The organism is Brevundimonas sp. UBA5866 (assembly GCF_002432125.1).
Lineage (GTDB): Bacteria > Pseudomonadota > Alphaproteobacteria > Caulobacterales > Caulobacteraceae > Brevundimonas.
In genome coordinates this window covers 108,016-119,683 of record NZ_DJFS01000070.1, presented here as the reverse complement: position 1 = coordinate 119,683, position 11,668 = coordinate 108,016, and the positions used below count along the sequence as shown (strand labels likewise).

The window sequence follows — 11,668 nt, the reverse complement described above, 5'->3', positions numbered from 1 at the left end:
ACGGGCACGGCTCCAGATGCGGAGACTGAAGCCGTCAGTCTATCTTCAGTGCATCCGCAAGAAGTCGTGCCTCGGCGGCGCGGCTGGAACCTGAACGCCATGCGACGACGATCTCGCGGTGGGGGCCTTCGTCCGAAAGAGGGCGTACGACGACGCCCGGATTGTCGGCCAGTCCTGCATTGACCGCCATCTGCGGCAGGAAGCTTACACCCAATCCCGAGGACACCATCTGTACCAGCGTCGGCAAGGTGGTGGCGGCAAAGACGTCCTCGCCCTTGGGGGGCTCGATATTGACCGCCGCCAGCGCCTGGTCGCGCAGACAGTGGCCATCTTCCAGAAGGATCAGATCCTCCGATTTCAAGGCCCCCTGCGGGATAGGTCCCTTGCCTGCCAGCGGGTGGTTGACTGGCGCGGCGGCGACAATCTCGTCGTCGGCGATGTGCGCATGATCGATGCCCGGCGCGTCATAGGGCAGGGCGATAACCGCAGCGTCCAGCTGACCCGACTTCAGCCCGGCAATCAGGCGCGGCGTCAGATCCTCACGGATGAAAAGGCGAAGGTTCGGATACTGCTCGCGCAGATGCCCCAGTTTCTGCGGCAGCAGATAGGGCGCGACCGTCGGAATAACGCCCAGACGGAAACGCCCGGACAGTGGCTTGCCTGCGTTGCGGGCCGCCTCGACAAGGTCTTCTGTACGCGCCAGTACATCCTCGGCGCGACGCACGGCCTCTGCCCCCACGGCCGTCAGCAAGACCGCGCCACGGGTACGCTCGACAACGGGGGCTCCGAGAATACGCTCCAGCTCCTGAACACCGGAGGACAGGGCAGGCTGGCTCACATGGGCCGCATCCGCAGCCCGGCTAAAAGAGCCGTGCTCAGCCAGAAGCTTTAGGTACTGAAGCTGTCTTAGGGTGGGAAGCATAGAGCCGACATAAGGGGTCATCGGCTTGAGATCAAAGTTCACAGTAAAAAAGAAGGGGTGCCCACTGGTCCAAGGCACCCCTTCTGGCCGTTACCGCTTCAGATCGAAGCGGTCGGCGTTCATGACCTGGGTCCAGGCAGCCACGAAGTCACGGACGAACTTCTCGTTGCCACCGGCCTCGGCATAAACCTCGCACAGGGCGCGAAGCACCGAGTTCGAACCGAACACCAGATCGACGCGTGTGCCGGTCCAGCGGGTCTCTCCGCTGTCGCGGGCCGTACCGACAAACTTGTTCGGCTGACCTTCTGCGGCGGTCCAGACCACACCCATGTCCAGAATATTGACGAAGAAGTCGTTCGTCAGTTGGCCTTCACGGTCGGTGAAGACGCCATCCTTGGACGCGCCATAGTTGGCACTCAGAACACGCAGCCCCCCGACCAGTGCCGTCAGTTGCGGAGCTGTAAGGCCCAGCAGCTGCGCACGGTCGATCAACATCTCTTCCGGAGAAATGTCGTACAGGGTCGGCTGATAGTTTCGGAAGCCGTCGGCCTTGGGTTCCAGCACTTCAAAGCCATCGACGTCGGTCTGCTCTTGGGAGGCATCGGTGCGGCCCGGCGTGAACGGCACTTCGATGCTCAGACCCGCAGCCTTTGCAGCCTGCTCGATACCGACAGAACCACCCAGAACAACCAGATCGGCGATCGAAACCTTCTTGGCCCCTGCGGCATCAAAGGCAGACTTGATGCCTTCGTAAACCGCCAGAACCTTGGCAAGCTTGGCGGGTTCGTTCACTTCCCAGCTACGCTGGGGTTCCAGACGGATACGGCCGCCGTTGGCACCGCCCCGGTAATCCGATCCACGGTAGGTCGAAGCCGAAGCCCACGCCACCGAGACCAGTTCCGAAACCGTCAGCCCCGAAGCGGCGATCTGCTGCTTCAGTGATGCCACATCGGCCGCATCGATCTGCGGATAGTCAGCCGTCGGGATCGGGTCCTGCCAGATCAGGTCTTCAGCCGGAACGTCGCTGCCGAGGTAGCGCGACTTCGGCCCCATGTCGCGGTGGGTCAGCTTGAACCACGCACGGGCGAAGGCGTCCTCGAACGCGGCCTGGTCATTGCGGAACTTCTCCGAGATGGCGCGGAAACCCGGGTCCATCTTGAAGGCCATATCCGCAGTGGTCATCATGGTCGGCACGCGCTTGCTGGCATCGTGTGCCTGCGGGGCCATGTCTTCCGGTGCAGGATTGATCGGCTGCCACTGCTTGGCACCGGCCGGGCTGGTGACCAGTTCGTAGTCATAGTCCAGCAGCATGTGGAAGAAGCTGTCGTCCCACGTGCGCGGGGTCGGGGTCCATGCGCCCTCGATACCTGAGGTGATAGTGTCATCGCCCTTGCCGCTGCCGTGCTTGGACAGCCAGCCCAGACCTTGAGCGGTGATGTCCGCGCCTTCCGGATCGGCACCCACCAGAGCGGCATCGCCATTGCCGTGCGACTTACCGAAGGTGTGACCACCCGCCGTCAGGGCCACGGTTTCCTCGTCCGTCATACCCATGCGGCCAAAGGTCTCGCGGATGTCGCGGGCCGACAGCAGGGGATCGGGCACACCGCCCGGGCCTTCGGGGTTCACATAGATCAGGCCCATCTGGATGGCCGCCAGCGGGCGCTCCAGTTCCAGACCCTTCTCCGCGTCGATACGGGTTTGGCCCAACCACTCGCCTTCGGCACCCCAATAGACGTCACGGGCCGGTTCCCAGGTATCCGCACGACCGCCGCCGAAACCGAATACCGGACCACCCATCGACTCGATGGCCATATTGCCGGCGAGGATCATCAGGTCGGCCCACGACAGGCTCTTGCCGTACTTCTGCTTGATCGGCCACAGCAGGCGACGGGCCTTGTCGAGGTTGGCGTTGTCCGGCCACGAGTTCAGCGGGGCAAACCGTTGCTGTCCGGTGTTGGCACCACCGCGACCGTCGCCCGTGCGGTAAGAACCCGCAGAGTGCCACGCCATACGAATGAAGAACGGACCATAGTGGCCATAGTCAGCCGGCCACCAGTCCTGGCTGTCGGTCATCAAGGCCTTCAGATCGGCCTTAACAGCGGCAAGGTCGAGGGATTTGAAGGCTTCGGCATAGTCGAAACCCTCCTCGTTGGGATCTACCTTGCTGCTGTGCTGGGCCAGAATTTCCAGCGAAAGCTGGTTCGGCCACCAGTCGCGATTGGTACGACCCGTCAGGGTGCGCGGGGTGTTTGCGCCGTGTACCGGACAACCGCCTTGATTACCGTCCATAAGATCCTCCTCGAAAATGATGGGAGAACGCTATGTGATGCGGGCGCGAAAGAAAAATCGATAAAATTGGTTCTCACTAGTAACTAAACTTATGATCATTTTCGCGATTGCGAACAGCATCCCATCGTCCGGGGGTTGCAGTCGGTACACCTTCGCACTTAAGGCGCGCAAAAGGCCAGCCATAATATATATTTATACTAATCCCTAAAATCATCGATTTGACTTCGCATGCGCGAAAGGCGACACCGTTGTCTGTGTCGCGAACAAGGATCGTTCCGCGCACTGGTCACACAAATTTTACATGGAGATTCCCATGCTGGGCGTCGGTCAAAAACTTCCTGATTTCAAAATCACCGGCGTGAAGCCGGGCTTCAACAGCCACGAAGAAAACGGCGTCTCGGCTTTCGAAGCCCTGAACCAGGACTCGTTTGAAGGTAAGTGGAAGGTCATCTTCTTCTACCCGAAGGACTTCACCTTCGTGTGCCCGACCGAAATCGCCGCTTTCGCCAAGCTGAACAAAGAATTCGAAGACCGCGACACCGTGGTTCTGGGCGGTTCGACCGACAACGAATTCACCAAGCTGGCATGGCGCCGCGACCACGCCGACCTGAACAAGCTGCCGATGTGGCAGTTCGCTGACTGCGGCGGCAAGTTCGCCCGTGAACTGGGCGTTCTGGACGAAGAAAACGGCGTGGCCCTGCGCGCGACCTTCGTTGTCGACCCGCACAACGTTGTCCAACACGTCTACGTCACCAACCTGAACGTCGGCCGTTCGCCGGAAGACACCCTGCGCGTTGTTGACGCCCTGCAGACCGACGAACTGTGCGCCTGCAACCGCCCGGTTGGCGGCGAGACCCTGGCTGCCTAAGCCAGTACCGAACACTGCGGCCGCGTGAGTATGGCCGCGCGTTCCGGACGCGTTCGTATGGTCCGGAACAGTCGAGAAGGCGGCGGCGGGTGACCGTTGCCGCCTTTTCACTGCCCGTATTCGGGCCAGAAACCGATTTGGCGCGCGGATCGCGCGACAGCATTTTCCCTTTCGGAGTTCATCCCATGTCTATCGATGCCCTGCGCGAACTGATCCCGTCCTATGCCAAGGACATCTCGCTGAACCTTTCTTCGCTCGCGAACGAAACCATTCTGAACGACCAGCAAAAGTGGGGCTGCTTCCTCGCCTCGGCCCATGCCATCGGCGTGCCGCAGGTGGTCAAGCTGATCGAAGCCCAAGCCGCGACCGTCCTGTCGCCGGAAGCCATGAACGCGGCCAAGACCGCCGCGGCCATCATGGGCATGAACAACATCTACTACCGCGCCCTGCACCTCATGAAGAACCATGAGTACACCACCCTGCCGGCCAAGCTGCGCATGAACGGTCTGGCCAATCCGGGCATCGATAAGATCGATTTCGAAATGTACGCCACCGCTGTTTCGGCCATCAACGGCTGCGGTGGTTGCCTGGACGCCCACGAGGGCGAGCTGCGCAAGCACGGTGTCTCGAACGTACAGGTTCAGGCAACCCTGCGTATCGGCGCAGTAGTTCACGCGGCCAGCCGCGTCATCGCCTCGGCAGTGGCTGCCGCTGAATAAGTCAGCCTTATACCCATACGAAAAGGGCGGTACCGTCGGGTACCGCCCTTTTTTATAGGGTTCTGCGGATGTTAGCCGCGAAGATTCTGCTGGGAGGCTTCGGACATCTCGCTGGATGCCACCATTTCGCGCATCATTTCGAGAACCAGCTTTTGCTGACGTGCATTCAGGCGTGGTGCCAGTTGCCCGATCTCGATGCTCTGGCGTGTCATCGGGAAATCATGAACAAAAGGCTCACCCTCGCCCTCGGCCATACCCGGACGCGCAGCCAGACCTTCGAAGAAATAGCTGACGTCCACGCTGAAGAAGCGCGCGATATCCCACAGCTTCGACGCCGAAATACGGTTAGCGCCCTTCTCGTACTTCTGGATCTGCTGGAACGTGAGCCCCAGCGCCCGCCCCAAGTCACTTTGGTTGTATCCCAGAGCGATCCGCTTCTCGCAAACCTTACGCCCAACATGGCGGTCTACCGGATGCGGCCCGTTCTCCCCCGCGCCTCTGACCATGCAGCAACTCTCTCAATACTGTGAAGCCTGAACCCATGAGGTGCCTTGCGACCAAAGTCACCCTAAAATTGACTTTTTTTGTCCTAGCGCGACGTTTTTCCGCCTCAGTACAAGCAAAACGCGAACGAACTACGCAGCTCGCGCCCCAAATTCCGAACCGCGGATATTTGGACGCCATTGCAGCATGGCAACGATAACACCCAGAAACAAAAGACCGACTCCATAAGGCAGGTGCCCGAAGCGGCCGAACACCGTGGGTAACAGAGGTTTCGGAACAAAGACATCTACGGCCTTTGCCTCGCCATGTCCAATGCGGCTTCCCTCTACAATCCGGCCCAGAGGATCGATCATGGCGCTGATACCGGTAGGAGTGGCGCGGGCAATCGGCAACCCTGTCTCGATGGCGCGATATGAAGCCATATTCAAATGTTGGACCGGGCCAGAGGTCCGGCCAAACCATGCGTCGTTGGAAACATTCACAATCCAGTCCGGACGTCCCCGAGCACTGCCATCCGTAAAGCCGGGAAACAGGCTCTCGTAGCAGATCAACGGCTGCACCTTGGGCAATCTTGCCAGAACAAGCGGCTCCGGCTTTGGCCCCGCAGACAGGTCTTCGGGCATTTGCACAATGCGACGAATGCCCAGACTTCCCATCAGATCTCCCAGTGGCAGATATTCGCCAAAGGGTACGAGGCGATATTTATCGTAAGTCTGGCCGACCTGCATGCCGCGCGCGCCCAGACTGTTCAACTCGATCAGGGAGTTGAAATAGGTGACCTTTCCATCCGGCTGCCGCTCAGCGCGGCTGAGCCCGGTCAGAAGGGTCTGGCCCTCGGTCAGGGCAGCGGCAATCTGTACGGCATCCGATCCCGCGAGAATATTGTTGGCCAGATCGGGCAGGGCACTTTCGGGCCAGATAACCACATCGGGCGTACGCGCAGCAGGCTGTGACGTCAGGATCAGATACCGATTGAGGATCTGCTGATAGGCATCGGCAGACCATTTGCTCTCCTGAGAAACATCCGCCTGAACGATCCGCGCCAAGACGGGCGAGTCCTCAACCGTGGCGTTCGACAGCCGTCCGTTACCAAAACCCAACATGGCAAAAAGAACGGCCAGGCCGCCCAGAGCTATAGACTGCGCCGTGCGATTTCTAGGCTGCGTCAATATCGGCGCGAACGCCGAGATACCCAGTAGGGTCAAAAGGCCAAGACCATAGACGCCGACCACGGATGCCATCTGGGACATGGCACTGCCTGCCTGCCAGCTGGCCCCCACAGGGTTCCAGGGAAAGCCCGTAAGGATATGGCCGCGCACCCACTCCAGCGCAGAGAAGGCTAGCACAAAGGCCAGAAAACGCCACGGTCCACGCGGTTTCAATGCGCGGTAGGCGAGTGTAGCCAAGCCCGTGAACAGGCCGATACCGGCAGGCAGGGCTGAGACGGCAATCGGTGCCATCCACGCCTGTTCAGGATTGACGAAGAAGGCCTCGGCAACCCACCAGCAGCCCAGCAGGAAATAGCCGAAACCGAACCACCACCCCATCGCGAACCCGCCGCGCAACCGCCGCGACCGTTCACTCAGGATCATCAGGGCCGGATAGGCCAGAAGGCCGGGAACCATGCCGAACGGTGGATGAGCCAGCGCCGCCGCCACCCCCAACAAAAGGGCCAGAAGGATACGGACCCAGCCCCTATCCCATAGGCCAGCAGGAATCCGTGCCATCTGTTCGCCCCCTAGATCTGTTGTTCTGCGGCATAGGGATCGGCGATCCCCATTCCGGCGAGGATAAGCCGTTCCTCGCCTTCCATTTCTTCGGCCTCGTCGTCCTCGATATGGTCATAGCCGAGAAGGTGCAGAACCCCGTGGACGACCAGATGGCTGAGGTGATCGGCCAGGGTCTTGTTCTGGGCCACCGCCTCGGCGGCGCAATAGTCATAGCCGAGGATCACATCGCCCAGATGCGGAAAGGCTGACTCCGCCGCCGGAAACGACAGCACATTGGTGGGCTTGTCCTTCTGGCGGAAACGGGCGTTCAGGTCCTGAACCGTGGGATCGTCGGCCAGCAGGATCACCACATCGCCCTCGGCCTTGCCCAGCGCCGCGGTGGCGGCACGGGTCACAATGGCCTCGACGTCGGGCAGGGCCTTGGTCCAGGCCTCTGCTTCCAGCTCGACTTCGATCATCAGTCTTCGGTTTCCAACTCGTTGAACGGGCGGCTGCGGGCCGCGTCACTGTCATAGGCGCGCACGATGCGCTCGACGAGGGCATGGCGCACCACGTCATCGGATTTGAACTGGTGGATGCCCACGCCCTCGACGCCGTTCAGGATACGCAGCGCATGGGCAAGGCCGCTGTCGCTCGGGTTCATCAGGTCGATCTGCGTCGGGTCGCCCGTCACCACCATCTTGGCCCCTTCGCCCAGACGGGTCAGGACCATCTTCATCTGCATGCGCGAGGTGTTCTGGGCCTCGTCAACGATGACAAAGGCGTGGCTGAGGGTGCGGCCACGCATGAAGGCGATGGGGGCAGCCTCGATCTCGCCCTTCTCGCGGCGGCGGGCCACGTCATCGGCACCGAGGATGTCGTTCAGTGCCTCCCAGATCGGGGCGAGATAGGGATCGACCTTTTCATTCAGATCACCCGGCAGGAAGCCTAGCTTCTCGCCTGCCTCGACGGCGGGGCGGGTGATGACCAGGCGGTCCACCTGTCCGCGCTTGAGCAGTGAGGCGCCATAGGCGGCAGCGAGGAAGGTCTTGCCCGTACCGGCCGGGCCGACACCAAAGGTCAGCTCACAACGGCCCAGCAGTTCCAGATAGCGGGCCTGAGACGGGGTCTTGGGCGCGATCGCCCCACGGCGCCCGACGGGCAGCGAAGCGGCCTCAGGCACCGTGCGGCCCTGACCGGGACGCGGGGCCTTGACCGACTGGCCTACGGCGGTGCGGATGTCAGCCTCGCCGATCTCTGCCCCGCGGTCGGCGGCGGTCGCCAGATTTTCGATCACGCGCTTGGCCTGTGCGCGGTCGCGCGGCGAGCCGTTGATCGACACGCCGCCACCGGGCGTCTCGATCAGGACGCGGAAAGCATCCTCGATCAGCGCCATGTGACGGCTGCCCGGGCCGATGACGGCACGCAGGGCCTTGTCGCTCAGAGACAGAAACTCGGACTCGCGTGCCATCAGGCTTTCCTTTCAACCCTTAAGGCCACACGCCGACGGCGGCGCAGGCTTTCAGGGAAACGGCTGTCAGCGGGTTTGGATCAGCTTGCCGGTGAGGCTGTTTTGCTGACCGCTGAGGATTTCGACCTCGACGATCTGGCCGATCAGGTGATCGGCGTCCTCGACGTGGACGGATTGCAGATAGGGCGAACGGCCAATCGCCTGCTGGCCGTGGCGGCCCTTCTTCTCGAACAGCACCGGCAGGACGCGGCCCGCCAGCGACTGGTTGAAGGTGACCTGCTGTTCGGTCAGCAGCGATTGCAGCGCATGCAGACGCGCCTTGGCCACATCGTCCGGCACCTGCGCGGCCATGGTGGCCGCCGGCGTACCCGGACGCGGCGAATACATGAAGGAGAAGGCGCTGGCGTAGTTGACGCGGCGCACCAGATCCAGCGTGTCCTCGAAATCGCGGTCCGTCTCGCCGGGGAAGCCGACGATGAAGTCGCCCGACAGGGCCATGTCGGGGCGGGCCTCGCGGATGCGGTCGATCAGGTCGAAATATTTCTGGCGACCGTGCTTGCGGTTCATCAGGCGCAGTATGCGGTCCGAACCCGACTGCACCGGCAGGTGCAGATAGGGCATCAGGGCCTGAAGATCGGCATGGGCCGCGATCAGGTCATCCGACATGTCGTTCGGGTGGCTGGTCGTATAGCGGATGCGGTCGATGCCGGGGATTTCCGCCAGCGCATAGGCCAGCTTGGCCAGGGTGAACGGCTTTCCGTCCGCACCTTCGCCGTCGTAGGCATTCACATTCTGACCCAGCAGGGTGATCTCGCGCACGCCACGGTCGGCCAGCGCGCGGGCCTCTTCCAGAACGGCCTTGACCGGGCGCGACCATTCGGCGCCGCGCGTATAGGGCACAACGCAGAAGGTGCAGAATTTATCGCAGCCTTCCTGAACCGTCAGGAAGGCGGTGACGCCATCGGTGCCGCGCGCGACGGGCAGGGCGTCAAACTTTTCATTGGGCGCGAAATCGGCACCGATGCGCTCGCCACGGGCGCGGGCGGTGCGGGTCAGCAGTTCCGGCAGCTGGTGATAGGCCTGCGGGCCGACAACCAGATCAACCGCAGGCTGGCGGCGCATGATCTCTTCGCCCTCGGCCTGGGCCACGCAGCCCGCCACGGCGATGGTCATCGCGCCCTGACCGTTGGCGGCCTTCTCGTCCTTCATCTGGCGCAGCTTGCCCAGTTCCGAATAGACCTTTTCGGCGGCCTTCTCGCGGATGTGGCAGGTGTTCAGGATGACGAAGTCGGCACCTTCGGGCGTGTCGGTCGTCGCATAACCCAGCGGGCGCAGGACGTCAGCCATGCGCTCGCTGTCATAGACATTCATCTGACAGCCGTAGGTCTTGATGAAGAGGCGCTTGGGCGCGTCACCTTCGGCACGGACGGCGTCCGGCACAGCCACAGTCGGATCGAGAGTATCGGTCATAGGCGGCTTATGATGCCGTCTTTGGGCATCTGCAAGGCACGGGCGGTCTCAAACATCGCCCATGCCTTGCGAAAACAGTCTCACTCCGCCGCGCTTTCAGGCGTGCGGGGCGCGCGTTCACGCTTGAAGATCAGGCCTTCGCGCTCGGTCGGTTCAGCCCCCGGAATGGCGTGGCCGTACAGTTCCAGCTTGTGTCCCACCAGTTCAAAACCCAGCTTACGCGCGATCTCGTTCTTCAGGCGCTCGATCTCGGCGTCGAAAAATTCGATGACCTCGCCGGTCTTGGTGTCGATCAGGTGGTCGTGGTGGTCGTCACCCGCTTCTTCATAGCGGCTGCGGCCATCGCCGAAGTCGTGTTTTTCAACGACGCCCGCCTCTTCGAACAGGCGGACGGTACGATAGACCGTAGCGATCGAAATATGCGGATCGATCGCTGATGCGCGGCGATAAAGCTCTTCCACATCAGGGTGATCCATAGCGTTCGAAAGCACGCGGGCAATCACACGACGCTGCTCGGTCATGCGCATGCCGCGATCGGCGCAAAGTTTCTCTATCCGGTCCATCCATAGAGGATAGGGCGGACTTGGAATTTATGGAAGCTATAGAGAAAAGTTCAGAACCATCACCTTGGCGTGTTCAGAACTTCCATCTGCACGCTTGTAATAGTTCTTGCGCAGGCCGACCGTTTGAAAGCCGATAGACTGATATAGGGCAATGGCGCCGCCGTTTGATTCCGCCACCTCAAGGAACATCTGTTTCGCGCCCAGAGCCGCACTGGAGACTATAGCCGCCTCGATCATTGCGCGGCCCAACCCCTGCCTGCGCCATGAAGGGCGGACAGCCACGGTCAGGATTTCCGCCTCGTCCAATACGGTTCGGGTCAGGATAAAGCCCCTGGCGTCTCCGTTGACCTGGACCTCGGGGCTCCGCAGCAGTTCTGAAAAGGAAGCTTCGTCCCACGGCGTATCGAAAGCTTCCGCGTGGATGTCCGCCAGTTCTTGCGGGGTCATAACGTCGCAACAGTCCGGGGCTGGCCGGGCAGTCGGGTGGGCGGCGTGGCATCCGGGGCGCGCAGATAAAGGGGCTTGGGCGGATAGGCGTCGGCATCAAGCGTGGCCGTCAGATGGGCCAGGGCCTCTGCCGTCGGCGCGGCCAAAGGCTGGATATCAATGGAAGACAGCCTAGCATCGGCTTCAACCAATACCGGCGCACCCGAACCCACGATGACGGTCGATCCTGTATCCGCCAGCGACACCACGCGCTCGGCAGCCTCGGCCAGAGGCACGGCCTCGGCAGGGGAAATCGCCACCCCGTCTTTGAAGCTACGCATATAGACCTGACCGCGCCGTGCATCGATTGCAGCCACGACAAAACCGGATGCAGGGACCGATGCCGCCAAGGCATCAAGCGTAGACAGGCCCACGACCTTGGCCCCCAACGCCGCGCCAAGGCCAAGACCAAAGCTCAACCCGACACGCAGACCTGTAAAACTGCCCGGCCCGACGGTCACGCCGATGCGCTCTATGCCTGACAAACCGCCTGCATCCGCAGCCGCGTCACGCGCCATTCCGCCCAGACGTTCCTGATGGCCCTTGGTCATTTCCTCGCGGCGCACACCGTCGGCTTTGACCTGACCGTCCGCGACAGTGAAACACCCTGCAAGGCAGGCCCCGAGGGCCGTATCGATGACCATGACTTTCATGGTCCCCTCCTAGC

12 protein-coding genes are annotated in these 11,668 nt (G+C 61.8%); 2 read left to right on the top strand and 10 right to left on the bottom strand.

The features are described 5' to 3' along the window. Window positions 1-34 precede the first annotated feature (34 nt). On the bottom strand, window positions 35-922 hold the full coding sequence (locus B3H86_RS08325) for a hydrogen peroxide-inducible genes activator (RefSeq protein ID WP_292052845.1): 888 nt from the start codon (window positions 920-922) through the stop codon (window positions 35-37). 90 nt (window positions 923-1,012) lie between these two features. Then, a complete protein-coding gene (katG, locus tag B3H86_RS08320; protein WP_292052843.1) occupies window positions 1,013-3,211 on the bottom strand; it encodes a catalase/peroxidase HPI in 2,199 nt (732 codons plus the stop codon). 313 nt (window positions 3,212-3,524) lie between these two features. On the opposite strand from katG, the gene B3H86_RS08315 reads away from it, so the two are divergent. Next, complete coding sequence (locus tag B3H86_RS08315) at window positions 3,525-4,079, top strand: peroxiredoxin (protein WP_312820755.1); 555 nt, start codon at window positions 3,525-3,527, stop codon at window positions 4,077-4,079. Window positions 4,080-4,264: 185 nt separating this feature from the next. Next, complete coding sequence (locus B3H86_RS08310; RefSeq protein WP_292052838.1) at window positions 4,265-4,798, top strand: carboxymuconolactone decarboxylase family protein; 534 nt, start codon at window positions 4,265-4,267, stop codon at window positions 4,796-4,798. Window positions 4,799-4,869: 71 nt separating this feature from the next. Here B3H86_RS08310 and B3H86_RS08305 read toward each other — a convergent pair whose 3' ends face one another. The 8 genes from B3H86_RS08305 to tsaB form a co-directional block, all read right to left on the bottom strand. Then, window positions 4,870-5,304 (bottom strand): helix-turn-helix domain-containing protein, encoded by a 435-nt coding sequence (locus B3H86_RS08305; RefSeq protein WP_292052835.1) that lies wholly within the window; start codon window positions 5,302-5,304, stop codon window positions 4,870-4,872. Between the two features lie 129 nt (window positions 5,305-5,433). Then, window positions 5,434-7,029 carry an apolipoprotein N-acyltransferase gene (gene lnt, locus B3H86_RS08300; RefSeq protein ID WP_292052833.1) on the bottom strand — a complete coding sequence of 532 codons (1,596 nt, stop codon included), beginning with the start codon at window positions 7,027-7,029 and terminating at the stop codon, window positions 5,434-5,436. Window positions 7,030-7,040: 11 nt separating this feature from the next. Further along, on the bottom strand, window positions 7,041-7,490 hold the full coding sequence (ybeY, locus tag B3H86_RS08295; RefSeq protein WP_292052831.1) for an rRNA maturation RNase YbeY: 450 nt from the start codon (window positions 7,488-7,490) through the stop codon (window positions 7,041-7,043). Then, window positions 7,490-8,482: a PhoH family protein gene (locus tag B3H86_RS08290; protein WP_292052829.1), complete on the bottom strand. Its 993-nt coding sequence runs from the start codon at window positions 8,480-8,482 to the stop codon at window positions 7,490-7,492. Before B3H86_RS08290 ends, ybeY begins: the two co-directional genes overlap by 1 nt. A gap of 66 nt (window positions 8,483-8,548) precedes the next feature. Next, window positions 8,549-9,952, bottom strand: coding sequence for a tRNA (N6-isopentenyl adenosine(37)-C2)-methylthiotransferase MiaB (gene miaB, locus B3H86_RS08285; protein WP_292052827.1), 1,404 nt, complete (start codon window positions 9,950-9,952; stop codon window positions 8,549-8,551). A gap of 80 nt (window positions 9,953-10,032) precedes the next feature. Further along, the gene (locus tag B3H86_RS08280) at window positions 10,033-10,515 is read right to left on the bottom strand and encodes a Fur family transcriptional regulator (protein WP_292052825.1); all 483 of its coding nucleotides are present in this window, start codon (window positions 10,513-10,515) and stop codon (window positions 10,033-10,035) included. Between the two features lie 36 nt (window positions 10,516-10,551). After that, window positions 10,552-10,962: a ribosomal protein S18-alanine N-acetyltransferase gene (rimI, locus tag B3H86_RS08275; protein ID WP_292052823.1), complete on the bottom strand. Its 411-nt coding sequence runs from the start codon at window positions 10,960-10,962 to the stop codon at window positions 10,552-10,554. Beyond that, entirely contained in the window at window positions 10,959-11,654 is a 696-nt protein-coding gene (gene tsaB / locus B3H86_RS08270; RefSeq protein ID WP_292052821.1) for a tRNA (adenosine(37)-N6)-threonylcarbamoyltransferase complex dimerization subunit type 1 TsaB, read from the bottom strand. The genes rimI and tsaB overlap by 4 nt, the downstream gene beginning before the upstream one ends. Between the last annotated feature and the right edge of the window lie 14 nt (window positions 11,655-11,668).